The following is a 24,974-nucleotide window of genomic DNA, read 5'->3' as shown; positions in this document are numbered from 1 at the left end:
CAGGCCCTCCCGGTCCGGCGGGCTCTGTTCGGCGAGACCGGTTCGGCGAGACCGGCTCAGCGGGCCCGCAGGCCGTCGAAGGCCAGGTGGACCACCGCGTCCGCGATGCCGTCGGCGGCCTTGCCCGGCCGGTACCACTCCACGATCGAGTTGATCATGCCGAAGAGCAGCCGGGTGGCCAGCCGCGGTTCGACGTCCGTCCGCAGCGCGCCGTCCGCCACCGCGGCCCGCACCAGCTCGGCCACCTGGTGGTCGAACTCCCGGCGGCGCTCCAGCGCCCACTGCTCGGTGGCCGTGTTGCCGCGTACCCGCAGCAGCAGCGTGACGTAGGGCAGCTCCGTCAGCAGCACCTCGGTGGTCCGCCGGACGACGTGCTCCAGCCGCTCCACCGCCGGCCCGTCGACCGCGCCCGGCTCGGCCAGGATCGCGGACAGTCCGTCCAGCGCCCGCCCGACGGCGAGCCGGAGCAGTTCCTCCTTGCCGCGCACGTGGTGGTAGATCGACGACTTGGAGATCCCGGCCGCGCGCGACAGGTCCTCCATCGAGGTGCCGTCGTATCCGCGCTCGTTGAAGACGTCGACGGTCACCGCGAGCAGGGACTCCACGGTGTAGGCGGTGCGCGTGGTGTGATCGGCCATCCTCCGAGTATCCCCGCCCGCCCCGGTGCGGCGGCGTCCGGGTGCCCTGGTCCACACCAAATCGCGGGCCCACGCCCTAGACTCGGCGGACGATCCGTCCGTGGCCGACCAGGTGGGGTAGTCGATGAGCGCAATACCGGCAGTCGAATCCGATCTGCCCGAGCAGCGCAGCGACGGATCGGCGACCGGCACCACCGCCGACTGGCGCGACCGCGGCCGCGACCTGGTGCTGCGCTTCGGCCCGGCCGTGTGGTGCTACGCGGTGCTGAAGCTGGTCGGCTTCACCGTTTTCATGAAGCTGCTCTCCTTCTCCGGCGACTACCTGGAGAAGCACCCCCGGTTCGGCGGCGGCGCCAACCCCTGGGACGTGCTGGCCAGCTGGGACGGCTGGTGGTACCAGCAGGTCGCCCAGTTCGGCTACCACCCGGCGCTGGTGCCGGTCCCCGGCGGCACCCCGGGCTTCACCATCGAGCAGAACTCCGCCGCCTTCTTCCCGCTCTACCCCGGCCTGATGCGGCTGGTCTCGGAGATCAGCCCGTTCGGCCTGTACGGCGCCGGGATGCTGGTCTCGGTGGTCGCCTCGCTGTTCGCCGCGGCCGGCATCTACGCGGTGGTCGACAAGCTGGCCGGCCCGCGCGCCGGCGTCATCGCGGCCGGGCTGTGGGCGATCGCCCCGGGCTCCGGCGCCGAGTGGGCGCTCTACTCGGACTCGCTGTTCATAGCGCTGGCCGCCTGGGCCTGCTACTGCGTGATGACCAAGCAGTGGGTGGCGGCCGGGGTGATCACCCTGGTCGCGGGCCTCAACCGGCCCACCTCGGCGGCGCTGATCGGCGCGGTCGGCCTGGCCGCGCTGGTGGAGCTGTACCGGCGGGACAGCGGGGTGCTGCGCCCGCTGACCGCCCTGCTGCTGGCCCCGCTCGGACTGCTCGGCTACGTCGGCTGGGTGGGCTGGCGGATGGGCGACTGGGGCGGCTACTTCACGCTCCAGCGGGACGCCTGGCTGCACTACTTCGACTGGGGCCAGGGCACCTGGAACGCGATCCGCGGCGTGCTGCTGGGCCGCAACGACTACCCCTTCGCCTACCACACCTCGGACATGCTGGCGACGCTGCTGGTCCTGAGCCTGCCGGTGCTGATCGTGCTGCTGGTCCGGCTGCGCCCGCCGCTGGTGCTGACCGCCTACACCCTGGCCACCATCGTCTCGGTGCTCGGCAGCCTGGGCATCTTCGGCAACACCTCGCGCTACCTGCTGCCGGCCTTCCCGCTGCTGATAGCGCTCGCGGTGGCGATGCGCAGGCTGAGCTGGCCGGTGCTGGCCGGGGTGCTCGGCACCGGCGCGGTCGCCTCCGGCTGGTACGCCGGCTACGTGATCTTCGAGCTCGGCATCCCGTAGGCCCCGCCGCCACCCGCTGCCACGACCCGGCCAGGGGCGCGTCCGTGATCGGACGCGCCCCTGGCCTTTGTTCGCCGTTCGCCCTCTTGAGCCGACCGATCGTTCGGTTACTCTGTGACGTGTCCCGTCCTCCCCTCTGAGGAGCGCACACCATGTCCGCAGCGGTCACCCACCCCCACGTCGCCGAGCTCGTCGAACGCCACCGGGCCACCCTGGAGGCCGCCGTCGACGCCGCCGCCAAGCGCGACTACTGGTCGCCCTACCCCGAGTTCCCCAAGGCCTACGGCGAGAGCGCCGCCGCGGACGGCAGGGCCGCCTTCGAGTCGCGGCTGAACCGGCCGTTCGAGCTGCCCGGCCACCCCGTCGACGGCGACCTGGTCGGCGGCGAGGCCTCCCCGTACGGCCTGGAGCTGGGCATCGGCTACCCGCACGCCGGTCCGGACGCCCTGATCGCCGCGCTGACCGCCGCCCGCCCGGCCTGGGCCGCCGCCGGTCCGCTCGCCCGCGCCGCCGTCTGCCTGGAGATCCTGGCCCGGATCAACGCCCGCTCGCACGAGTTCGCCAACGCCGTCATGCACACCACCGGCCAGGCCTACGCGATGGCCTTCCAGGCCGGCGGCCCGCACGCCCAGGACCGCGGCCTGGAGGCCGTCGCCTACGCGTACACCGAGCAGACCCGGCTGCCGGAGAGCGCCGGCTGGACCAAGCCGCAGGGCAAGCGCGACCCGCTGGTGATGACCAAGGAGTTCACCGTCGTCCCGCGCGGCCTGGCGCTGTTGATCGGCTGCAACACCTTCCCCACCTGGAACGGCTACCCCGGCCTGTTCGCCTCGCTGGCCACCGGCAACCCGGTGCTGGTCAAGCCGCACCCGCGCGCCGTCCTCCCGCTGGCGCTCACCGTCGAGGTCGCCCGCGAGGTGCTCGCCGAGGCCGGCTTCGACCCGAACGCGGTCTGCCTGGCCGTCGAGCACGAGGGCGGCACCGTGGCCGCCACCCTGGCCGTGCGCCCGGAGATCAAGCTGATCGACTACACCGGCTCCACCGCCTTCGGCGACTGGCTGGAGGAGAACGCCCGGCAGGCCGAGGTGTACACCGAGAAGGCCGGCGTCAACACCGTGGTCGTCGACTCCACCGACGACTACAAGGGCATGCTGAACAACCTGGCCTTCTCGCTCTCGCTGTACAGCGGCCAGATGTGCACCACCCCGCAGAACCTGCTGATCCCGCGCGGCGGCATCGACACCGACCAGGGCGCCAGGTCCTACGACGAGGTGGTCCGCGACCTCGCCGCCGCCATCGAGGGCCTGCTCTCCGACGACGCCCGCGCCACCGCCGTCCTCGGCGCCGTGGTCAACCCCGGCGTGCTGCAGCGCTCGGCCGCCGCGGCCGGCGGCGAGTACGGCGAACTCGCCCTCGCCCCGCGGGCGGTGGAGCACCCGGAGTTCCCCGGCGCGACGGTCCGCACCCCCGCGCTGGTCAAGCTGGACGCCGACAAGCCGGACGACCGCGCCGTCTACCGCGGCGAGTGCTTCGGCCCGGTCTCCTTCGCCGTCGCGGTCGAGAGCACCGCCGCCGCGGTCGAGTTGCTGCGCGACACCGTCCGCAGCCGGGGCGCGATGACCGCCTCCGGCTACACCACCTCGCCCGAGGTCGAGGCCGCCCTGGTGGAGGCCGCGCTCGACTCCGGCGTCTCGCTCTCGCTCAACCTCACCGGCGGGGTGTACGCCAACCAGACCGCCGCCTTCTCCGACCTGCACGGCACCGGCGCCAACCCGGCCGCCAACTCGGCCTACTGCGACGGCGCCTTCGTCGCCAACCGGTTCCGCACCGTGGAGATCCGCCGCCACAGCTGAGAGGCGTCACCCGCTCGCCTCCGGTCCCCGGCCACTCGCCGGGGGCCGGAGATTCACAACGTCACGCCCGGGAAGCGATGATGGAGGCGGGGAAACGCCACACCCGGCGTCCATCCGCTGTTCGAGCACCGGGAGCTGACACATGACCGAGAAGCAGACCGTCACCGACGTCATCGTGGTCGGCGCCGGACCGACCGGCCTGCTGCTGGCCGGCGACCTCGCCGCCGCCGGGGTGGGCGTCACCGTCCTGGAGAAGCGCACCTCCGAGTCCAACCTCACCCGGGCCTTCGCCGTGCACGCCCGCAGCCTGGAGCTCCTGGACGCCCGCGGCCTCGCCGACGAGCTCATCGCCACCGGCCGCCCGCTCGGTCACCTGCGGCTCTTCAACAAGCTCCGGGTCGAGCTCACCGACCTCCCCACCCGCTTCCCCTTCGTCCTGATCACCCCGCAGTACCGCACCGAACAGCTGCTGCTCGACCGGGCGGTGAAGGCCGGCGCCACGATCGTGCGCGGCGCCGAGGTGACCGGCCTGCAGCAGGACGCCGACGGCGTCACCGTCGAGACCGTCGAGAACGGCGCCGCCACCACCCGCCGGGCCCGCTACGCGGTCGGCGCCGACGGCGTGCACTCCACCGTCCGCGAGCTGCTCGGGCTGCCCTTCCCCGGCGAGTCGGTGGTCGACTCCGTGCTGCTGGCGGACGTGCGGCTGGAGCGCGAGCCCGACGAGGCGGTCAGCGTCGGCGCCAACGAGCACGGCTTCTCCTTCCTGGTGCCGTTCGGCGACGGCTGGTACCGGATCATCGCCTGGGACCGCGCCGAGCGGTTCACCGACGGCACCACGCCCCCGCTCGACGTGCTCGCCGACATCGCCCGCGACACCCTCGGCGAGGACTACGGCCTGCACGACGTCCGCTGGAGCTCCACCTTCCACAGCGACGAGCGGCAGGTGCCCAACTACCGTTCCGGGCGGGTCCTGCTGGCCGGCGACGCGGCCCACTGCCACTCCCCGGCCGGCGGTCTGGGCATGAACACCGGACTGCAGGACGCCGCCAACCTCTCCTGGAAGCTCGCCGCCGCCGTCCGCGGCCGGGCCACCGACGCGCTGCTCGACACCTACCAGACCGAGCGCCACCCGGTCGGCCGGACGGTGCTGCGCACCTCCGGCGCGCTGATCCGGCTCGCGCTCGCCCAGTCGGCCGCCACCCGGGCGCTGCGCGGCGCGCTCGCCTCGATCGCCGAGCACGTCGACCTGGTCGTGGACCGCGGCGCCCGCACCATCTCCGGCATCGGCATCGCCTACCCGGCGCCCAAGGACGCCCACCCGCTGGTCGGCAAGCGCGTCCCGGACCTGCGGCTGACCGCCCTGGAGCAGCCCCGCGTGGGCGGTCCGGCCGCCCCCCAGCGGCTCTACGAGGCGCTGCGGGCCGGGGAGTTCGTCCTGGTCAGCAATGACGAGGTGACGGCCGCCGACCCGTGGGCGGACCGCCTGGTCACCGCCGCCCCGGCCGATCCGCACGGCAAGCTGCGCGACACCGTGCTGCTGATCCGCCCGGACGGCTACGCCGCCTGGGCCGCCGTCGACCCGGGCGCCGGCGAGCTGCGCGCCGCGCTCACCGAGTGGCTCGGCGAGGCCTGACCCGCCGGCCCCGACCCCGCCCCGCCCGGCCCCGGGGCTCCACGGCCCCGGGGCTCCACGGCCTTGCGCTTTCGAGGCCCGGGTCAGGCCTTCGCCTTCTCGTAGTGCCGGGCCGCCTTCGCCCGGTTGCCGCACACCGCCATCCGGCACCAGCGGCGGCGGCCGTTCTGCGAGGTGTCGAAGAAGTGCAGGAGGCACGCCTCGTCCGCGCACTTCCTGATCCGCCCCGGCCCCTGGGCCAGCAGCCCCAGGAAGTCGTCCACCACCAGCCAGGCGGCCAGCCGGTGCGGCTCGTCCACCTCGACCCGGTCCACCGGCCCGGCCGCCGAGGCCTCCCGCCGCACCCGCCCGTGCCGCAGCACCGCGTCCAGCCCGGCCAGCTGGCCGGCCCCGGGCAGCCGGCCGGCGTCCAGCTCGCGGACCGCCGCCGCCAGCGCCTCCCGGGCCTCCAGCAGGGCGGCCAGCCCGGCCGGGTCCGCCGCGCACCGCCCGGCCAGTCCGGCCGAGGAGAGCCAGATCGCGTGGCCCTCGGGCGCGGCGAAGAGGTCGTTGACCGGCACACCGGCCCACCGGGTGTTCAGCAGGTCGAGCGCGAGCGGCTCGCCGAGCAGCGGGCGCGGGTCCCGCGGGTCTGCCGTCCGCTCCGTCATCGTCGCTCCCTCGCTCTCGAACGGTCCCCGAGTCTACGTCCGGCCCCGCCCGGGCGGTTCCTGGCCGGAACAGGACAGTGGACCGGCCGGATCGCGCCGCCCGCCCCGGGAAAGGGCGGTGTGTTTCCGTACTGTTTCAAGATCGCTCACTCGGCGGCCCACCCCCCGTGACCACTGTCATACGCACGACTGATGACGTAGCCTCTCGACCGTGCATAGGGTTCCCCACAGCTCGGCGAGGCCATTGACGGCGCGTTCCGGCGCCGCACCGGGTCTGCCGAACCCGCTCGGTGGGGAAGGTAACCACATGGCCTCACAGCACCCCCAGGACGCACGACTCAGACTGGTCGGGCCGCGCCAGGACGCGCCCGCGCCCACCCCTCGGCCACCCGCTCCGCCACTGTCTCCCGCCCCGACGCCCGGGCGCCCGAGCCCCACCGGGGGCTTCGCCGACACCCTGCACGTGGCGATCGAGGCCAGCGGCCTCAGCCTGGACCGGATCCGCGCGGCGCTCGCCCAACGGGGCGTCAGAGTCAGTGTCACGACACTGAGTTACTGGCGGCGCGGACGCAGCCAGCCCGAGCGGGCCAGTTCGCTGCGCGCCGTGCACCTGCTGGAGGAGCTGCTCGGTCTGCCGCACTCCACGCTGTCCGCGCTGCTCGGCCCGCCGCGCCCGCGCGGCCGCTGGGCGGCCAACGCCAGCACCAGCCATCTGCGGCTGGAGGACGTCTGGCCGGGCGAGCAGGAGCTCTCCGAGGTCTTCGCCGAACTGGACGCGCCGCCGGCCGGCGAGCTGGAGCGGCTCTCGGTCCACGACTCGTACTACGTCGACGCCGACCGCCGCGGCAACCTGATGCGGATCCGCCTGGTGGTGCGCGCCACGGTGGCCGGGGTGACCCGCTGCCTGGTGGTCCACAAGGCCGACGAGGAGGCGACCGGCTGTCCGGAGCTCACCGACGTGCGGCACGGCCGGCTCGGCCGGGTGCGCCGCCGCCCGGAGTCCGGACTGATCATCGGCGAGGTGATGCTGGACCGCCCGCTGGGCCTCGGTGACAGCACCGTCTTCGAGTACGAGGTGGAGATCCCGTCCGGCGGCGCCGAGACGACCGAGTACAGCCGCCGCTTCGCCACGCCGGTGCGCGAGTACGTGCTCCAGGTGCACTTCGACCCGGCGACCGTGCCGGTGCACTGCGAGCGCTACGACCGCGACCCGGGGGCGGACGTCGACCGCCGCCGCGAGCAGCTCTGGATCGGCGCCTCGGCCAGCGCCCATGTGCTCGCCCCCGACCAGCAGCCGGGCCACATCGGCGTCCGCTGGGAGTGGGAGTAGCCGCACCGCGGCCCGGCGCCCGCGCGCCCGCTCCCTCGCACGGCCCTTCGGCATTCTTGTCATGGCATAGCCATGCCCGGAAAATCTAACCATTGAAGACGCCAGTACTGGTTGACCCCTTCTCGACCTAACCACTACCGTCAATCACAACGGTTACGCGTGGCGCCCAGAGGCGTCCTGACCAGGGGAGTGATCAGGCATGTCCGGCACCATCAGCAGCACCCTGCAGACCGGCCACGTGGGGCTGAACGTCACCGATCTGACCCGCTCGACCGCGTTCTACCGGCGCGTCCTCGGCCTGGAGCTGGTCGACGAGGGCACCGACCCGGAGCGCCGCTTCGCCTTCCTCGGCCGCGACGGCCGCCCGGTGCTGACGCTCTGGCAGCAGAGCGAGGGCTCCTTCCCCACCGGCGCGCCCGGCCTGCACCACCTCTCCTTCCAGGTCGACTCGCTCGACGAGGTCCGCGCCGCCGAAGCCCTGCTGCATGAACTGGGCGCCTCCTTCACCTACGACGGCGTCGTCCCGCACCGCGAGGGCGCCGCCTCCGGCGGGATCTTCTTCACCGACCCGGACGGCATCCGGCTGGAGATCCACACCCCGGCCGGGGTCGACACCACCGGCAACCCGGCCCCCACCGAGTCCGCCCCGACCTGCGGTTTCTTCTGACCGCCCCCGAGGGAGGCACCCGCGATGAGCACCGCCGGTCCGGCCCACCGACCCGGGCCGTACCACCCCGGCGAACGGACCGTGCAGCACCGGGCCGGCCGGACGGACCGCGCCGACCACTCCGGCCGCGCCGTCGGCAGCACCATCCCGGCCGTGGCCGCCCGCTTCCTCACCGAGCGGCGGGTGCTGGTGGCCGGCGCGGCCGACGCCGACGGCCGGCTCTGGGCCACCCAGCTCAGCGGCCCGGCCGGCTTCCTGCGAGCCGCCGACGAGCGGACCGTGACGGTGGCCGCCCGCCCGGCCGGGGAGGACCCGCTGGCGGCCGCCCTGGCCGGCCCCGCCGAGGTCGGCACCATCGCCCTGGACCCGGCCGGCCGGCGCCGGATGCGGGTCAACGGCCGCTCCGCACCGGACGGCCGGGGCGGCCTGGTGATCAGCGCCGACCAGGTCTACGCCAACTGCCCGAAGTACATCCAGCGCCGCCATCCGGCGGACCGTCCGGAGGCCGGCGCCCCGCGCCGGGTGGCGGCCGGCTCCGCGCTGAGCACCGTCCAGCAGCTGTGGCTGAGCACCGCCGACACCTTCTTCGTCGCCACCGCCGGGCCGGACGGCGCGATGGACGCCTCGCACCGCGGCGGCGCCCCGGGCTTCCTGCGGGTGCTCGGACCGGACCGGCTGCGCTGGCCCGACTACGCGGGCAACAGCATGTTCATGACGCTGGGAAACCTGGAGCTCGACCCCCGGGCCGGGCTGCTCGTCCCGGACTGGGAGACCGGCGGCGCGCTGCTGATCACCGGCGAGGCCAGGACCGACTGGTCCGGACCGGCCGCCGCCGGCCTGCCGGGCGCCGAGCGGGTGGTCGACCTGACCGTCACCGGCGTCGTCGAACTGGCCGACGCCACCCCGCTGGCCTGGACCGAGCCCGAGTACTCGCCCGCCAACCCGCCGACTGTCCGACGCCCCGTCTGCTGACCTCCCGCCATTTCCCTGCCGGGAGCGCCCTCTACCTCCCCCTCCGACACGGTGCCACCGACCGGGCGCCGAACGGCCGTCACCCGTTCGGCGTAATCCGCCATGGCGCCCGGCGGTCCGCTTTGGGACTTTGGTCCCGATAACAAGCAGTGTGTCCCTGGGAAGGACCGTGCTGTCACGCCGTCAGCGGCGCGACCCGCACCGTCCCCCACCAGGAGAAACAAGAGGCGGAGTATGACCCGAACAGACCAGTCGGCCCCCCTGCTGGAATTCGACGAGATAGAGCCGGACGACGACTGCATATGCGGGGGCTGCTGCGCCCGCCGCCGGGCCCGGCTGCGTTCCGCGCCGGTGCACGAGGGCGGACACGCGGCGGCCCGCAGCGTCCGCCGTCGGGCGGCCGTGCTGATGGCCGCCGTCGGCACCGCCCTGGGCGGCGGCGCGGCCGGCGCGGCCACCGCCGTCGCGGCCCCGGCACCGACCCCGAGCCCGGGCGGCCCGGCCGCCCCGCGCGGCGAGACCCCGCAGGGCGAGGTCAGCGGCCTCTACGGCGAGTCCCCCACCGCCCGCTCCTTCGCCGCCCCGCGCGCCACCGCGACGCCGGTCACCCGGGCCCAGATCATCGAACGGGCCCAGCGCTGGGTCGACCAGAAGGTCCCGTACAGCATGAGCCGCTACTGGTCGGACGGCTACCGCCAGGACTGCTCCGGCTTCGTCTCGATGGCCTGGGGGCTGGGCAGCAGCCAGACCACCTGGACCCTGCCGGACTTCGCCGACCGGATCACCAAGGCCGACCTGCAGCCCGGCGACATCCTGGTCTACAACAACCCGGCCAGCCCGCAGTCCGGTTCGCACGTGACGATCTTCGGCGGCTGGACCGACTCCTCCCGCACCCGTTACATCGCGTACGAGCAGACCTCCCCGAACACCCTCAAGCGCTCCACCCCGTACGCGTACTGGAACAACTCCGCCTCCTACGTCCCGTACCGCTACAAGGGGCTCTCCACCTCCAACGGCGGCAGCAGCGGCGGCGGCTCCGCGTCGGCGGCCTTCCCGGGCGCCGGCGCGTTCGGCCCCGGCGCCAACAACGCCGACGTCACCAGGCTCGGCCAGATGCTGGTGCAGCGCGGCGGCGGCCGGTTCTACAGCGAGGGCCCCGGCCCGCGCTGGGGCGAGGCGGACCGGCGGGCCACCGAGGCCTTCCAGCTCGCCCAGGGCTGGCGCGGCAGCGAGGCGGACGGCATCCCGGGCAAGGCCACCTGGGACTACCTGGTCAACGGCAAGGGCCGCGACATCGACGGCGGCACCGGAGGCACCGGCGGCACCCCGCAGCCGCCCCCGCCGGTGAACCCCGGCACCGGGGTGCCGGCCTTCCCGGGCGCCGACAAGTTCGGCCCCGGCGCCAACAACGACTTCGTGCGGCAGCTCGGCGAGCAGCTGGTCCGCAAGGGCTACGGCGCCTCCTACACCCAGGGGCCGGGCCCGCGCTGGACGGAGTCCGACCGCCGCAACGTCCAGGCCTTCCAGGAGGCGCAGGGCTGGCGCGGCGCCGAGGCCGACGGCTACCCCGGTCCGGACACCTGGAGGCGGCTGTTCTCCTGACGCCGAGTCATCCGGCTCCGCCCGGCCGTCGGTTCACGCCGGCGCGCCGGGCGGGCGCCCGGACATCCAGTGGAACAGCCCCATCGCCACACTGGTCGCCAGGTTGAAACTGGAGACGCCGGGCCGCATCGGCACCGCGACCAGTTCGTCGGCCCGTGCCTTCAGCTCCGGCGTCACCCCGTGCCGCTCGGTGCCGAAGGCGAGCACCGCGTCGTCCGGGAAGGCCGTCGCCCGGATGTCCGCGCCCTCCGGGTCCAGCACGTAGAGCGGGCCCGTCGGCAGCTCCGGCAGGGTCAGCCGCTCGACGGCGGTGGCGAAGTGCAGGCCCGCGCTGCCGCGGAGCACCGCCGGGTGCCAGGGGTCCAGTTCGCCGGTGGTGACCACACCCGCGGCGCCGAAGCCGGCCGCGAGCCGGATCACCGCGCCGACGTTGCCCAGGTTGCGCGGGTTCTCCAGCAGCACGACGGGGGCCGGGCGGGGCCGGACGGCCAGCGCGGCGCGGTTGGCCTCGGCGGTGGGCCGCACCGCCAGCGCGATCACCCCGGTCGGGTGCAGCCGGGGCGCGAGGGAACGCAGCGCGTCCGCCGGCAGTTCGGCGGCCAGCGCGTCCAGCGCGGGGGCCACGTCCGGGGCGAGTTCGGCGGCGAGCGCCAGCAGCGCCGCCCGGTCGGCGGTCAGCACCTGCCGGACGGCGCCGCCGAACCGCAGCGCGTGCTTCAGCGGGTGGAACCCGTCCAGCAGCACCGTTCCCGGTTCCTCGGCCCCGGCCCGCCAGGCCCGCAGCAGTTCCTCGTTCATCCGGCTCACTCTGCCACTCCGGTGGGGGACGGCTCGCCCGGCCGTCCGGCGGCCGCGATCAGCTGCTCGAACGACAGCGGCTCCGCACCGCCGGCCCCGTCCCCGGCGCCCGGCCGCAGACCGGCCAGCGCGAGGTCCAGGTGCCGGTGGACGAGCGTGCCGTCGGCGTCCAGCGCGGCCAGGCCGCCCGGCAGCGGCCGGGAGACCCGTACGCAGAGCAGCACCAGGTCGCCCATGCCGACGTCCGCCCGCAGCTGCCCGGCGTCCTGGGCGGCGCGCAGCAGGGCCTCGACCTCGTCGACCGCGCGGGAGCGGACGGCGACCAGGTCCGCGTCGACGACCAGCCGTTCCAGCAGCACCACGATCGCCGCGCCCATCCGCAGGTCGGCGGCGGCGTGCGCGAAGCGGCGCAGCGCCCGGAAGGGGTCGGGCTCGGCGGCCCGGGCCTGTCCGGCGGCCTCGGCGAGCCGGGCCAGCAGGTCGGTGACCAACGCCCTGACCAGGGCCGTCCGGTCGGGGAATCGCCGGTAGAGGGTGCCCGGCCCGACGCCGGCCCGGCGGACCACCGCGTCCAGCGGGGCGTCCGGGCCGCGTTCCAGGAAGACCTCGCAGGCGGCGTCCAGGATCCTGCGCCGGCTGCGTTCCGCGTCCGCCCTCATCACCCAACCCCTTAACCGGAGAACTTTCCTCCTCCTATGCTAGCGTCGGCAAAGGCGGAGAAAATCTCTCCGTTTAAGTCGGGCACCCTCCGAGGAGCAACGCCATGACGACCACCGCCCCCCTGCACATCCGCACCCACATCGACGGCGTCCGGCACGAGCGCACCGCCGTGCTCGGCTGGGAGCTGGAACGCGGCCGGGCCGCCCTGCGCCTGCTGAAGCAGCGCCTCGGCGACGACCGCGTCCGCGACCTGCTCGCCCCCGACACCGCCGCCGCCGACGCCGCCATGGCCGACTGGCTGCGCGCCTCCGACGGCGAGTGGCGCGCCGCCGTCACCGAGCTGACCGCCACCGGCATCGACGCCACGACCTTCCTCACCTGGTGGCAGGGCCGGCTGCGGGCCCCCGACCGGGCCGCCCTGCTCGCCGCCAACCCCGAGCACTACCTGGCCGACTCCACCGGCGGCACGGTCGAGATCGTCGAGACGGTCGGCAGCGGTCCGCTCCGCTTCTTCCTGCGCTTCCACCCGACCCCCGCCACCCCGCGGTACCCGGTCCGGATCGGCGGCACCGGCCACCTGGCGGACGGCTCCGAGGTGCTGCGGGTGATGCACGAGTTCGCCGACACCCCCGAGGGCCTGCGGATCCGGCTCACCGTCGAGTTCCCGGCCGCCGCCCCGGCCGAGCTGTCCACCGGCCACCAGTGGCACTTCGCCTGCGAGTTCGCCAACTGGCTGGAGGCCGCGGCAGCCGGCGCCTAGCTAGCGCCCGGTGGGCTCCGGCTCGCGCCGCCCGGCGGCGGCCGCCGTGCCGCCGCCGCGCAGCGCCCGTTCGAGGTCCCTCAGCGCCTGGAGCAGCAGCCGGGTGCCGGAGCGCACCACATCCCGCTGCACCCCGGCCGGTTCCTCGGCGAGCCGGCGCTCCAGCCGCTCCTGGGCCTCCCGGACGGCGCCGAACTCCACCGGCTGACCGGTCAGCAGCGCACCGGCCGCCAGCGCCGTGGCCAGTCGCAGCTCCTCGGCGAACTCGGCCGCCCCCGGCACCGGCTCGGCGTCCGCCCCGGGCAGGTGGGCCTCCAGCAGGACGGCGACCCGCCCGAGGTGGCCGACCGCCGCGCGCGCCCGGTCCAGCTGGCGGCGGCTCACCCCGGGCAGCCCGGAGGCGTGCCGGCCGGGCTCCGCGTCGGCCCGCTGCATCGCCTGGAGCAGCTCTGAGCGCGCCTCCCGGGAGTCCAGCAGCGCCGAGCGGACCTCCCGTCCGCGCGGCGCCGCCGGCCGCTCGTAGACGGCGACCACCTCGGCCGCGTACCGCCCGGCGGCGGCCAGCCACTCGGCCAGCCGCTCGCCGAGCCGGGCGGTCTGCCAGGTCGGGAAGAGCGCGTAGACGAGCAGCGCCACCGAGCCGCCGAGCAGCGTGAGACCGACCCGCTCCACCGCCGTGGTCAGCGGGTTCCCCTCCTGGAGGCCGAGCAGGAAGACCACGTAGGAGGAGATGCAGACGGTGATCACCGCGTAGCCGGTGCGGAAGGTCAGATAGGCGCCGCCGATCGAGACCACCGCCAGCGCGGCCAGCACCCACTCCCCGGGCCGGGCCAGCTGCACCACCAGGGTGGAGACGGCCACGCCGACGACCGTCCCGGCCAGCCGGGCCACGCCGCGGCTGTAGGTCTGCGCGAAGTCCGGCCGCATCACCATCGCGGCCGTCATCGGCGCCCAGTAGCCGTGGTGGAAGCCGACCAGCCGGGCCAGCAGATAGGCGACGGTGACCACACCGGACAGCCGTACGGCGTGCTGGAAGACCGCCGAGCGCGGATGGAACTGCCGCCGCACCGCGCGCAGCGCCGTCGGCAGCATCTTGACCAGCGGCGGCTTGCGCAGCGCCCCGCCGGGCTGCAGGACGGGGGTGTCGATGGTGTCCTCGGAGCTGCGGTCCAGCGCGTCGGCGGCCTTGCGGAGCAGTCCGGCCAGCCGGCGCGCGGCCCGGCGGGCGGCACCGCGCAGCTCCGGTCCCTCGGTCCGGGCGACCAGCGTGAGCGCGGGCGCCGAACGCGGCAGCCGGACCGGCTCGCCGGTGCGGATCGCCCGGGCCAGCACGTCCATCGCCTCGGCGGAGGCGGCCAGCACCTCCCGGGCCCGGTCGCGCTCCGGGCCCTCCTCGGGGGCACCGACCTTGGGGTCGGCGATCGCCGCCAGGGTGGGCCGGATCCGCTCGGCGAGGCCGCGCAGGCCGCGCAGTTCGGCCGGCCGGTGCCGGTCCTGCCAGGGCGTCAGCGCGGCGGCGTGCCGGGCCTCCATGAAGGGCTCGGGGTCGATGTGCGCGGTCGGGTCCTGGCGCAGCCGGCGCGCGTAGTCGGCGAGCTCGGCGTAGGTGTCGGCGAGCGCCTCGCGCTGGGCGGTCCAACTGCCGATCGGCCAGACGGTGATGACCAGGGCCTGGACGGCGCCGCCGAGCGAGCAGACCAGCCCGTGACCGAGCGCGGTGAGCGGGCTGACCGGCAGTTGGACGACGATCAGCATCACCGAGAGCGTGTTGGCGGCGACCACCCCGGCGGTCGGCCCGATCGCCCAGGCGAGCCCGGCGCCGAAGGCCCAGACCGCCAGCAGCGCCGGGAACAGCCCGGTCACCCCGGCCGCCAGGTATCCGAGGCAGGTGCTGACGCCGAGTCCGACCCCGGCGGCGACGGCCAGCGTGGCCCGGGGCCGGAAGCTGCGCTGGAAGGTCGCCGTCCCGGCGATGAACGCGCCCATCGCGGCCGAGGTGGCGAGCCGGGCGTCGCCGAGCGCGAGGGTCGGGAAGAGCACCAGGGCGACGGCGACCGCCCCGCGCAGCGCCCGCTTGGGGTCGGTGAGCGTCCGGTCGATGGTCAGTCCGGTCCGCGCGGTGTCTCGAAGCGCTGCGAACCAGGACATAGCGGTCAGCTTAGTGGGGCCCTCCACGGCCGGATCCGCGCGACCCGCTCCCCGGCCCACAGCAGCGCCGCCGTGGGCAGGAACACCGCGTCCGCCGCGATCATCGCCAGCGAGAACACCGGCAGCCCGAGCAGCACCGCGATCCCCAGGTGCTCGGCCATCATCACCACCAGCAGCACGTTCTTGATCCGCCGGTTCACCAGCGTGAACGGGAAGGCCACCTGGAGCAGCACCGTCCCGTAGGTGATCAGGAACACCGGCAGCAGCATCCCGCCGACCAGCGCGGACAGCCCCGGCCAGGGCGTGAAGTAGTCCAGGTGCAGCGGGTAGTGGAGCGCGGTGCCGTCCTGCCAGCGCGAGCCCTGCACCTTGTACCAGCCGGCCGTGGCGTAGATCAGCACCACCTCGACGGCGATCACCAGCATCGCGCAGTTGTGCACCATGGTCGCCAGCGCGTCCAGCACCGCCCGGGTCTCGCCCTGCGGCGCCAGCCGGTCCACCAGCCACCAGAGCCCGGCCACCGCCCAGAGCAGCCAGAACAGCGCCCCCCAGCCGACGTACGGGAACGCCGGGACCGTCCAGTCCAGGCTCGACCCCGCGAAACCGCCCAGCTGACAGACCAGCAGCAGCGCCCCGAGCAGCGCCCAGAGCTGAACCCCGAGCGCCCCGCCCCGTCCGGACCGGGCCCGCCGGGCGTCCAGCGACCACACCTCGGCGCACCGGGTGAAGACCAGGTAGACCGCCATCAGATGGACGATGTTGTCGCCGCCGTCGCCGAGGAAGACGTTGCGGTTCTGCACCGACAGCACGGTGACCAGGAACAGCACGGTGGCCGCCCGGGTGCGCCAGCCGAGCAGCACCGCCAGCGCCGACAGCACCGCCAGGTGGTAGACCAGCTCGAACCAGAGCCGCCCGTCGAACCAGGGCAGCACGGTCAGCGCCCCGTTGTCGGCCAGCAGCTGCCGGGCCAGGTCCGCCGACCAGGGCGAGGTGTCGCCGTACAGCAGCCTCCGGTTGGGCCACTCGCGCAGCAGGTACGCCAGCCAGACCAGCCCGAAGCCGATCCGCACCGTCGCCGCCTGGTGGCGCCCGAGCACCCGGCCGGCGAAGACCGCGAACACCCGCGCGGCCGACCCGGCGAACCCGGCCGGCCCGGTCAGCCAGGCCGGCCCGACCGGACCCGGCCGCCGCGGACCGCCCGCGGCGTCCTCGGTACCCTCCGCGGCCACCGGTCCGGACTGACGCGGGATCCCCTCGCGCAGCCGCTCCGGCGCCCCGGCCGGTGTCGTACCGCTCACCGCAGCCCCCGCAGGTCCTCGTCCGCCACCGGCCACCAGGGCAGCTCACGCACCTTCGGCGCGGGCGGCGCCGCCTCCCCGCTCCACTCCGGCGGCGCGACGGTGCCGGTGGTCACCCGCAGCTCGACCGCCACCACCGGCCGCCCGTCCACGCTGCTCCCGATCCGCTGCACCGCGATCCGCTTCAGGTACTGCTCGGCGAGCCGCCCGCGCTCCGTGGTCGGCGACTCGTCCTGGGCGCTGTGCGAGCCGTCGTAGAAGTCCCAGGCCCGGCGCAGCAGGTTCTGGTCGGCGTGGCTGGGCGCCGGATTGCCCCGGATCGCCGCGATGTCCTGCGCGGTCAGCCCCACCCACCCGTGCACCACGGCCTCCCCGTCCGGCGTCGCCGTGCGCACCCGGGCGTCCACCGCGACGTTCTGCTGCAGCGGGTTGGGCGCGAACAGCTTCCAGTTCTGCTCGAACTCCGGGTAGATCAGGCCGTCCAACTGCTCCCGGTACTCCCGGGAGAGCGGATTGGCGGGCGCCACGTGCAGGAAGACGGCACCGAGGAACAGCCCGGTGGCCGTCACCAGCAGCACGGCCGCCGCGCCCAGGACGACCCGGGCGGGCGCCGACCAGGCCCGGCCGACGGGCGGCGCCTGGGTGCTCCCGGCGTTCTCGGCCTTCTCGGTGCTCTCGGTGCGTTCGGCGTCCTCGACGTGCTCGGCGTGCTCGACGTGCTCGACGTGATCGGCGTCCTCGGCACTCTCGGCCATGAACTCCCCCGGGACGGGTGGGGCCGGCACCGCGCCGGCCCGGTCGCGCGCCCATCCTGCCCTACTCGCGCCGCCCTGCGGAGCCCCCGGACCCGGTCGGTCCGCTCCGACGGCGCCGCCGCAGCACCACCGCCACGACGGTCAGCCCGACCGCCGCACCGGCCGCGCCCACCGTGATCGCGGCCACCGGGTGGCCGGTCGCCGCCAGCACCTGGCCGGCCACCGCGAGCAGCAGCCCCGGCACCACCGACCACGGGTACCGCAGCGCCCGCGGCACCTCCCGGGCCCCCTCGGGCCGCCCCTCCGGCTCGCTCCGCACAGTCCCCCCGCTCTCCCCGCTACAGGACGAAGGCGTCCTGCCCGTTGCCGCTCACCATCGGGCGGCCCGCGCCGTCCCAGGCGTACATCCCGCCGTCCACGTTGACCGCGTCCCGGCCGTTCTGCACCAGGTACTGGACGACCTGCGCGGAACGCCCGCCGACCCGGCAGAGCACGTACAGCTTCTCGTCCGGCAGCTCACCGATCCGCGCGACCACCTCGCCGATCGGGATGTGCAGCGCGCCGTCGACGTGCCCGGCGTCCCACTCGTCCTGCTCCCGGACGTCCAGCAGGGCGGCGTCGGCGGGCACGGCGGCGGCGTCGATGGTGGGGATCTGCGCGAACATCGTCTGGTTCTCCTGGGCGTCGGGATCGGCCCCGCCATTGTCCCCCACCGGGCCCATCAGCCGCTCCAGCTCGGCCTGCTGGGCGGCGGCCTTGGCCAGCAGCTGCTCGGCCAGCTCGGTCAGCAGCCCGTCCGGGTCCTGCGGGGCGAGCGCCAGCAGCTCACCCATCGCGCTGCGCTCCAGCCGGACCTGCTCGGTGGCGAGCTCGCCGATCCGGCCGGTCAGCCACTCCAGCCGGCGGCGCAGCCAGCCGAGCCGGTCGGGGGAGTCGACGGCGGGAGCCGCCTCGGGCGCGGTGGACCACTCGGCGGCCAGCGCCTCCAGCGCGCCGGTGTCGCCGTAGGCGTAGGCCTCGTTGACCCGGGCCAGGAACGCCGCCCGGCGCTGCTGCTCCTCCGGGTCGGTGGACAGGTCCGGGTGGGCGCGGCGGACCAGCTCGCGGTAGATCCGCTGGGCCTCCCGGCCGGGCCGCACCCGGGCGGGCGCGGCGGGCGGCGGCGGGGCCTGCTCCGGCCCGTCCGACTCCGACCGGCCCTGCTCCCGGACGCTGTCGAACAGCGCGTCCAGGTCCGGCAGGTCCTCGACCCGCTGCCGCGCCTCGCGGGCCCGCAGCAGGTCCTGCGGATCCCCGGTGCGGGCCGCCACCGCCTCGGCGAGCAGCGCGTCCAGCTCGTCCAGCCGGGCGTACAGCGGTCCGAGCAACTGGTGGTGGATCAGCGCGAAGTTGTCGATCTCGACGCGCAGCGTCCGGACGTCGACGTCCATCGTGAGCCAGGCGAGTTCGGCGGCCTCGACCCGCTCCTCGAGCTCCTGCTGCTCCGGATCGGTCCAGCGGACCGGGATCTGCGCGGTCACCTCTCGCCTCCTCCTGCGTGCCGTCCTGCGACCCTACCGCCCGCCCGCGCGCCGCCGCCGCGAGGCGGAAGGGGAGTGCGGACCGGCGCACGACATGTGACACGCAACTGATACCGAGGAATCTCCCCGTTTTGGTACCGGCTCCCGGCCCGTCCGTGCTTCGCTGGTATCCGCACAGCATGCCTTCCTCCGGAGAAACGGCCGTCTCCAGGCGTGGCGGCCAGGCGGGAGCAGACCGAATCCATGGTGGACGACCCCAACTCCACACCGCGTCCGGCGGGCACCGACCCGGTGCCCGGCACCGCACCGGGCGACCAGCCGTCAAGGGTGGTCGCCCTGGTCCGGCTCGCCCTCGTGCTGGTCGACCGCGGCGGGCGGGTCGCCCAGTGGAGTCGGGCCGCCGAGGAACTCTTCGGACACCGCGCGGAAACCGTCCGCGACCGCCCGGCCGCCGGACTGCTGCCCGCCGCCGAGCCGCGCAGCGTCCCCGGCCCTGCCGCGCTCCCGGCCGCCGGCCGCCGCCGGGACACCTTCGCCACCCTCGCCGAACTGACCGCGGCCGGCGCCGCCTGGGCGGGACAGCTGCCCGTGGTCGACCGCGAGGAGCACCTGCGGGACGTGCTCTGGTGGGCCTACCCGGTGGACGGCCCGGCCGGCGGACTGCTGGCCCTCGCCGCCGACGCCCGCCCGCTGCGCTCCGCCGGCCCGAGGCTGGCCGTCGGCGAGCGGCTGCTGCCGTTCGCCGCCGCCCCCGGCGCGCTGGGCGGCTTCCACCGGCTCTCCGCCGCGCTGACCACCACCGGCCGGCCCGTCCCGGAACCGCTCGCCGCCCTGCTGCCCGGCTCCGCCGAACGCCGCGGACCGCTGCTCGACGCCCTGACCCGGGCCGGGCTTCCCGCCCTCCGGCTGGACCCGGCCACCGTGCTGCCGCTGCACCCGGCCGACCCGGCGGCCGGCACCGCGCACGCCGCGGCCGGGATCGGCCGCCGCTACCCGACCGCGCAGCAGCGCACCGCCCGGCTCGGCCCGCCGCCGCAGCCCGAGCAGTCCGCGCCCGGCCGCCGCCCGGCCGGACCGCTGCCCGCCCAGCGCGAGTCCGCCGCCCCACAGGCCGGCGCCCAAGCCGCCGACCGGACCGGCGCTCCGGCCGTGGCCGGCCCGACCGTCACCGGCCTCGGCACACAGGCCGCCGGCCCGGTCGTCCCGGCCCCGCCGCGAGGAGGCACCACCATCGAGCAGACCACCGTCGGACCGCCCGCCAACGGGCACCGGCTCCACCCCGGCGAGCCGGCCACCCCGCCGCCCGCCGTCCCCGTCACCGTGCCACCGCCCGCCCCCGCACCGACCGCCGGCCGGCTCGGCCCGTTCCTCACCAACGGCCACGCCGGCGAGCAGCTGGCCCTGCTCAACGAGGTCGGCGGCAAGGTCGGCACCACCCTCGACCTCGGCTTCACCGCCCTCGAACTGTGCCGGGTGCTCGTCCCCCGGGTCGCCGACTTCGCCTGCGTCGACCTCGTCGACGGCCTGATCTCCGACTCCGAGCTGCCGGAGGCCCGCCCGGACGACGACACGATGCTCCGCCGGGTGGCCCTCGCCCGCAACGAGTCCACCGGCCAGTGGGACCACGTGCTCGCCGAGGGCTCGCTGGTCGCCATGCCCCGCCGCACCCCGCCCGGCATGGCCCTCCAGCTCAACCAGCCGGTGCTGGTCCCGGTGGTCACCCGGGACGTCGCCGTCGACTACGCCGCCGCGCTCGGCGGACCGGAACTCGTCCCGGTGGTCTCCGGCCGCTCGATGCTGGTGGTGCCGCTCTCCGCCCGCGGCACCGTGCTCGGCATCCTCAAGCTGCTCCGGCTCCCCGACCGCGGCCCCTTCGACGAGTGCGACGCCGCCACCCTCAAGGAGCTGGCCGCCCGGGCCGCGCTCTCGCTCGACAACGCCCGGCTGCACCGGGCCGAGGCGCGGGTCGCCACCACCCTCCAGCGGTCGATGATCCCGACCCGCCCGCCGCAGATCCCCGGCGTCCAGATCGCCCACCGCTACCTGCCCGGCGACTCCCGGGCCGAGGTCGGCGGCGACTGGTTCGACGCCATCCAGCTGCCCGGCAGCCGGGTTGCCCTGGTGGTCGGCGACGTCATGGGCCACGGCCTGCACTCGGCCGCCGCGATGGGCCGCTTCCGCACCGCCATGCAGACCCTCGCCGCCCTCGACCTGCCGCCCGGCCAGCTGCTGCGCCACCTGGACAACCTGGCCCACAAGCTCGGCGACGACCACCTCGCCACCTGCCTGTACGCGGTCTACGACCCGATCAACCGGACCTGCGAGCTGGCCAGCGCCGGCCACGTCCCGCCGGTCCTGGTCCACCCGGACGGCACCGGCGAGCTGCTGGAGATCCCGGCCGGCGCCCCGATCGGCGTGGGCGGGGTCCCGTTCGTCGCCAAGACCATCGACGTCTCGGACGGCTCGATGCTGGTGCTCTGCACCGACGGCCTGGTCGAGGTGCGGGGCGGCGACATAGGAGCCGGGCTGGCCGCGCTCTGCGGCAACCTGATCGACCCCACGCAGAGCCCCGAAGAGGCCTGCGACGTGGTCCTGGACCGGCTGCACTCGGACGACCGCAAGGACGATGTCGCGCTGCTGGTGGCCCGCTTCGACGGGGTCCCGCCGAGCGAGGTCGCCACCTGGGACCTCACCGTCGACCAGCGCGAGGTCGGCCGGGCCCGGGCCCTGGTCCGCGAGCAGCTCGCCGCGTGGCACCTGGAGTCGGTGAGCGACACCGTCGTGCTGCTGGTCAGCGAGCTGGTCACGAACGCCGTCCGGGTCGCCCGCGACCGGGTCCAGCTCCAGCTGATCCGGGTCGACAAGCTGCTGGTCGAGGTGAGCGACGACAACCACAACCTGCCGTCGCTGGAGCCCGCCGAGCAACTCGGCGAGACCGGCCGCGGCCTCACCCTGGTCACCAAGCTCGCCGACAGCTGGGGCACGGCCCGCAAGGCGGTCGGCAAGGTCGTCTGGTTCGAGCTGCCCCTTTAGCTGGAGCCCACTCGCCTCCGGGCCGCTGGGTGCCGGCGCCGACGGTCGGCGCTCCAACGCCACACCCTCTTGTCGGAGCCCACTCGCCTCCGGGCCGCTGGGTGCCGGCGCCGACGGTCGGCGCTCCAACGCCCCTCCTTCGTCGCGGCGTCCTCGCTTCTCCCTTTCGGCACCGGCGGCGGCCCTTCGGCTCGTGGGCTGCGTGCCGGGGTGCGCAGGGCGGCGTGCTCGTGGGCTGCGTGCTCGGGTGGGCGTGCTCAGGCGCCGGCGGGGGCGCGGCGGCGGGTCTCGGCGGCCGCCTCCAGCGAGGCGGTGGCGGTCGCCACCACGTCGGCCGCCCCGACGCCGGCCAGCACCCGCGGCCAGAAGTCCCCGAAGACCTCCACCGACACCGCGATCAGCAGCGCCGCGATCACCGCGACCACGTGCTCCATGCCCGCCAGGTTCGGCAGCACGACCGCCTCGCCGACCATCAGCGTCACCACCAGACCGGCGGTGAACCAGGCCCGGCAGCGGAACGCGATGCAGATCGCCAGCGCGACCACCGCGGCCGACGGCCCGGTGTCCCGCACGTAGGCGACCCACTTCGGGAACCCGAAGAGGTGGTCCGGCCCGATCGCCACGCCGACCCGGGCGAACAGCGTCCCGGCCAGCGTGCAGGTGTAGGCCACCACCAGGGTCAGCCGGCGGCCGAGCACGATCTCGGCGATCCCGAAGACCACGAAGACCTGCGCCAGCGCCCCCCACACCGGCAGGTCCAGGGCCGGCACGTACAGCGACAGCGGCGTCCGCAGCAGCGAGACGTCCAGCGGCAGCGCCGCCTTCACCACCCCGATCCTGGTGACGAAGTGCTCCCCGCCCGGCAGGTGCTGGACGATGCTGAACAGCAGGATCAGGCAGGTCGCCACGGTGGCCAGCGGGACGGCCGCGAACTTCTTGCGGACCACCTGCTCCCGGACCGTGCCGAACAGCGTTCCCCACTCGGCGACAGCGGCCTCTCCGGCAATAGCCAGCGGCCCCTTTCGCACGCCCCCCGCGTGGGTCCTCCGCATCACAACCGGTTCTCCAAATCCCCGTTGGCGCGAGCGCCTTCCCGACTACTCCCACATTAGAAGCCGCTAAACGAATCCACATCGGCATTTGTGCCGATCCCCGTCATCCTCAGGGGGGAGGAGCCACCCCGAAATCCCCCCATCCGGGCGACCGGCCCCCTCCGCCCCCCGGCGGAGGGTCTACCCCTTCCCGCCCCGTGCCGCCACCGGCACGCGGGGCGCCCCGACGGCGGGCGGCCCCTGGTGTCGGCGACGGAACAGCGCGGGCAGGCTCGGTGCGGTGATGAAGCCCTCGGCCCGGGCGCTGGCGATGCCGATCCGCGGAATCTCGCTGCTCTTCTCGAAGAGCAGATAACGCGGCTCCCAGATCGGCCGGTACTTGGCGTTGGCCCGGTAGAGCGATTCGATCTGCCACCAGCGCGAGAAGAAGCCCAGAACGGAACGCCAGAGCCGCAGCACCGGCCCGGCACCGAGCTTCGAGCCGCGCTCGAAAACGGAACGGAACATTGCGAAGTTCAGGGACACCCTGGCCAGATTCACCTCGCGGGCGCGCTGCAGGAGTTCGATCACCATGAACTCCATCAGGCCGTTCTCGGTGTCCCTGGCCCGGCGCATGAGGTCCAGCGAGAGCCCGTCCGTACCCCACGGCACGAAGCTGAGCAGGGCCTTCAGCTCGCCGTCGGCGTCGTGGCACTCCAGCATCACGCAGCGCCCGTCGCCCGGGTCGCCGAGCCGGCCCAGCGCCATCGAGAAGCCGCGCTCGGTCGCGCCGTCGCGCCACTGGTCGGCCTTGGCGACCAGGTCGGCCATCTCGCTCTCGGGGATCTCCTCGTGGCGGCGGATCCGCACCGTGTACCCGGCCCGCTTGACCCGGTTGTAGGCCTGGCGGACCACCCGCATCGCCCGGCCGTCCAGCGAGAACTCGTCGAGTTCGACGATCGCCTCGTCGCCCAGCTCCAGCGCGTCCAGGCCGTGCCGGGCGTAGATCACACCGGCCTCCTCGGAGGCGCCCATCACGGCCGGCGCCCAGGCGTGCTCGCGGGCCTCGGCCAGCCAGGCGTCGATCGCGCCCGGCCAGGCCTCCGGGTCGCCGATCGGGTCGCCGGAGGCCAGCGTGACGCCGCCGACCACCCGGTAGGCGATCGCCGCCTTGCCGCTCGGCGAGAAGATCACCGCCTTGTCCCGGCGCAGCGCGAAGTAGCCGAGCGAGTCCCGCTCGCCCTGCTTGTCCAGCAGCACCCGCAGCCGCTGCTCGTCCTCCGCACTGAGCAGCTCGGTGCCGCGCGGGCTGCGGAAGGCCACGTAGAGGACGAGCAGGAAGAGCACCGCGCCCATCGCGTTGATGACCGCGTTCACCCAGGTCGGCGCGTCGATCACGGAGCGCAGGTGCTCGGAGGGGGTGATGGTGATCATCCGGCCGACCGAGTAGCGGAACATGTCCCAGAAGCCCGCGGCCGGCAGATTGTTGGTCAGCGCGACCAGCGCGGCGCCGACCACACCGCCGAAGCCCAGGCCGGCCACGAAGGTGGCGGCGGCGGTCTTCGGGTTGGAGCGGTCGCCCTTGGAGGTGAACTCCTTCCGGCCGACCAGCAGCGCCAGCACGAAGCCGCAGGTCAGAACGGTGGAGACATAGTTCAGCGGGTGCCGGTCGAAGCCTTCGCCGGGCAGCGACATGGCGATCAGGTAGAGCAGGGCGAAGAGCCCGGCCAGGGCGAGGTTGAAGATCCAGGCGGCCCGCTTGCGGCGCCGCATGGCGATCGCCAGGAAGATCGACAGCACCGCGCTGCTCAGGCCCGCGGTCATCAGGTAGGGGGTGAAGTACTCACCCTCGTTGTGCGTCTCGACCTGGTCGCGGAACGGCTCCAGCAGCACCGTGACGAGGTTCAGCAGGGCGATCAGCCGCAGGTACCAGACCGTCGCCGAGGCGGCCCGCGGGCGCCAGCGCGCCATCACGGCGCCGGGGACGGACCCGGACCCGGTGGGGGAGGTGGACGGCTCCGGCTTCACAGTGGACGACACAGCTCAATTCCAAACGATCAGGTGGTGGGTCGCATCCGCACACGGCCCGGCTGGACGCCCACCTCGGCCGCAGGCCGACTGAGCGGCAGCCAATTCCATGGTTCCCCACTCAGCGTGAGAATCGCGTGAACCAGGTAGCCGATTCACACCCCCGCCGTTCGGCGGGGGTCGCCGGGCCCCGGGGCCCGGC

Annotated in this window: 20 protein-coding genes; 9 read left to right on the top strand and 11 right to left on the bottom strand. The window is 74.7% G+C overall.

The features are described 5' to 3' along the window. Nucleotides 1-56 precede the first annotated feature (56 nt). On the bottom strand, nucleotides 57-638 hold the full coding sequence (locus tag ACFVUH_RS09410; protein ID WP_355362420.1) for a TetR/AcrR family transcriptional regulator: 582 nt from the start codon (nucleotides 636-638) through the stop codon (nucleotides 57-59). A 124-nt stretch (nucleotides 639-762) separates the two neighbouring features. Between ACFVUH_RS09410 and ACFVUH_RS09405 the strand changes: the two genes are divergently transcribed. The 3 genes from ACFVUH_RS09405 (at nucleotide 763) to ACFVUH_RS09395 (ending at nucleotide 5,520) form a co-directional block, all read left to right on the top strand. Next, nucleotides 763-2,031, top strand: a complete 1,269-nt coding sequence (locus ACFVUH_RS09405; RefSeq protein ID WP_355362422.1) for a glycosyltransferase family 39 protein — start codon at nucleotides 763-765, stop codon at nucleotides 2,029-2,031. 152 nt (nucleotides 2,032-2,183) lie between these two features. Next, on the top strand, nucleotides 2,184-3,884 hold the full coding sequence (gene paaN, locus ACFVUH_RS09400) for a phenylacetic acid degradation protein PaaN (RefSeq protein ID WP_355362424.1): 1,701 nt from the start codon (nucleotides 2,184-2,186) through the stop codon (nucleotides 3,882-3,884). A 142-nt stretch (nucleotides 3,885-4,026) separates the two neighbouring features. Beyond that, the gene (locus ACFVUH_RS09395; RefSeq protein WP_387912155.1) at nucleotides 4,027-5,520 is read left to right on the top strand and encodes an FAD-dependent monooxygenase; all 1,494 of its coding nucleotides are present in this window, start codon (nucleotides 4,027-4,029) and stop codon (nucleotides 5,518-5,520) included. 83 nt (nucleotides 5,521-5,603) lie between these two features. Here the strand turns inward: ACFVUH_RS09395 and ACFVUH_RS09390 are convergent, their stop codons facing one another. Further along, nucleotides 5,604-6,170 carry a CGNR zinc finger domain-containing protein gene (locus ACFVUH_RS09390; protein WP_387912153.1) on the bottom strand — a complete coding sequence of 189 codons (567 nt, stop codon included), beginning with the start codon at nucleotides 6,168-6,170 and terminating at the stop codon, nucleotides 5,604-5,606. Nucleotides 6,171-6,633: 463 nt separating this feature from the next. Between ACFVUH_RS09390 and ACFVUH_RS09385 the strand changes: the two genes are divergently transcribed. From ACFVUH_RS09385 to ACFVUH_RS09370, 4 genes are all read left to right on the top strand, one after another. Next, nucleotides 6,634-7,500, top strand: a complete 867-nt coding sequence (locus tag ACFVUH_RS09385) for a hypothetical protein (RefSeq protein WP_387912152.1) — start codon at nucleotides 6,634-6,636, stop codon at nucleotides 7,498-7,500. Nucleotides 7,501-7,699: 199 nt separating this feature from the next. Continuing rightward, the gene (locus ACFVUH_RS09380) at nucleotides 7,700-8,167 is read left to right on the top strand and encodes a VOC family protein (RefSeq protein ID WP_387912151.1); all 468 of its coding nucleotides are present in this window, start codon (nucleotides 7,700-7,702) and stop codon (nucleotides 8,165-8,167) included. Nucleotides 8,168-8,191: 24 nt separating this feature from the next. Next, complete coding sequence (locus ACFVUH_RS09375; RefSeq protein ID WP_387912150.1) at nucleotides 8,192-9,139, top strand: pyridoxamine 5'-phosphate oxidase family protein; 948 nt, start codon at nucleotides 8,192-8,194, stop codon at nucleotides 9,137-9,139. A gap of 234 nt (nucleotides 9,140-9,373) precedes the next feature. Then, nucleotides 9,374-10,741: a peptidoglycan-binding protein gene (locus tag ACFVUH_RS09370; protein ID WP_387912149.1), complete on the top strand. Its 1,368-nt coding sequence runs from the start codon at nucleotides 9,374-9,376 to the stop codon at nucleotides 10,739-10,741. 33 nt (nucleotides 10,742-10,774) lie between these two features. On the opposite strand, the gene ACFVUH_RS09365 is transcribed toward ACFVUH_RS09370, so the two are convergent. After that, nucleotides 10,775-11,539 (bottom strand): TrmH family RNA methyltransferase, encoded by a 765-nt coding sequence (locus ACFVUH_RS09365; protein ID WP_387912148.1) that lies wholly within the window; start codon nucleotides 11,537-11,539, stop codon nucleotides 10,775-10,777. Between the two features lie 5 nt (nucleotides 11,540-11,544). Beyond that, a complete protein-coding gene (locus ACFVUH_RS09360; RefSeq protein ID WP_387912147.1) occupies nucleotides 11,545-12,198 on the bottom strand; it encodes a TetR family transcriptional regulator in 654 nt (217 codons plus the stop codon). 104 nt (nucleotides 12,199-12,302) lie between these two features. Between ACFVUH_RS09360 and ACFVUH_RS09355 the strand changes: the two genes are divergently transcribed. Next, complete coding sequence (locus ACFVUH_RS09355; RefSeq protein WP_387912146.1) at nucleotides 12,303-12,959, top strand: hypothetical protein; 657 nt, start codon at nucleotides 12,303-12,305, stop codon at nucleotides 12,957-12,959. Here the strand turns inward: ACFVUH_RS09355 and ACFVUH_RS09350 are convergent, their stop codons facing one another. The 5 genes from ACFVUH_RS09350 to ACFVUH_RS09330 all read right to left on the bottom strand — a co-directional run bounded on the left by ACFVUH_RS09350 (nucleotide 12,960) and on the right by ACFVUH_RS09330 (nucleotide 18,680). Beyond that, on the bottom strand, nucleotides 12,960-15,107 hold the full coding sequence (locus ACFVUH_RS09350) for an FUSC family protein (protein ID WP_355362444.1): 2,148 nt from the start codon (nucleotides 15,105-15,107) through the stop codon (nucleotides 12,960-12,962). Nucleotides 15,108-15,112: 5 nt separating this feature from the next. Then, the gene (locus ACFVUH_RS09345) at nucleotides 15,113-16,405 is read right to left on the bottom strand and encodes an HTTM domain-containing protein (RefSeq protein WP_387912144.1); all 1,293 of its coding nucleotides are present in this window, start codon (nucleotides 16,403-16,405) and stop codon (nucleotides 15,113-15,115) included. Beyond that, nucleotides 16,402-17,160, bottom strand: coding sequence for a DUF5819 family protein (locus ACFVUH_RS09340; protein WP_387912143.1), 759 nt, complete (start codon nucleotides 17,158-17,160; stop codon nucleotides 16,402-16,404). Before ACFVUH_RS09340 ends, ACFVUH_RS09345 begins: the two co-directional genes overlap by 4 nt. Before the next feature lie 61 nt (nucleotides 17,161-17,221). Beyond that, nucleotides 17,222-17,479 carry a hypothetical protein gene (locus ACFVUH_RS09335; protein ID WP_355362448.1) on the bottom strand — a complete coding sequence of 86 codons (258 nt, stop codon included), beginning with the start codon at nucleotides 17,477-17,479 and terminating at the stop codon, nucleotides 17,222-17,224. A gap of 19 nt (nucleotides 17,480-17,498) precedes the next feature. Further along, nucleotides 17,499-18,680 carry a rhodanese-like domain-containing protein gene (locus ACFVUH_RS09330; RefSeq protein ID WP_355362450.1) on the bottom strand — a complete coding sequence of 394 codons (1,182 nt, stop codon included), beginning with the start codon at nucleotides 18,678-18,680 and terminating at the stop codon, nucleotides 17,499-17,501. Nucleotides 18,681-18,923: 243 nt separating this feature from the next. Between ACFVUH_RS09330 and ACFVUH_RS09325 the strand changes: the two genes are divergently transcribed. Continuing rightward, complete coding sequence (locus ACFVUH_RS09325; RefSeq protein ID WP_387912142.1) at nucleotides 18,924-21,713, top strand: SpoIIE family protein phosphatase; 2,790 nt, start codon at nucleotides 18,924-18,926, stop codon at nucleotides 21,711-21,713. 257 nt (nucleotides 21,714-21,970) lie between these two features. On the opposite strand, the gene ACFVUH_RS09320 is transcribed toward ACFVUH_RS09325, so the two are convergent. Both ACFVUH_RS09320 and ACFVUH_RS09315 read right to left on the bottom strand, forming a co-directional pair. Next, nucleotides 21,971-22,741, bottom strand: coding sequence for a hypothetical protein (locus ACFVUH_RS09320; protein WP_355362454.1), 771 nt, complete (start codon nucleotides 22,739-22,741; stop codon nucleotides 21,971-21,973). A gap of 204 nt (nucleotides 22,742-22,945) precedes the next feature. After that, nucleotides 22,946-24,715: a phosphatidylglycerol lysyltransferase domain-containing protein gene (locus ACFVUH_RS09315; RefSeq protein WP_355362649.1), complete on the bottom strand. Its 1,770-nt coding sequence runs from the start codon at nucleotides 24,713-24,715 to the stop codon at nucleotides 22,946-22,948. Between the last annotated feature and the right edge of the window lie 259 nt (nucleotides 24,716-24,974).

Origin of the sequence: Kitasatospora sp. NPDC058032 (assembly GCF_042885845.1) — a bacterium.
GTDB lineage: Bacteria > Actinomycetota > Actinomycetes > Streptomycetales > Streptomycetaceae > Kitasatospora.
Note: the sequence above shows the minus strand (reverse complement) of the source record. Positions and strands in the feature narration are given on the sequence as shown.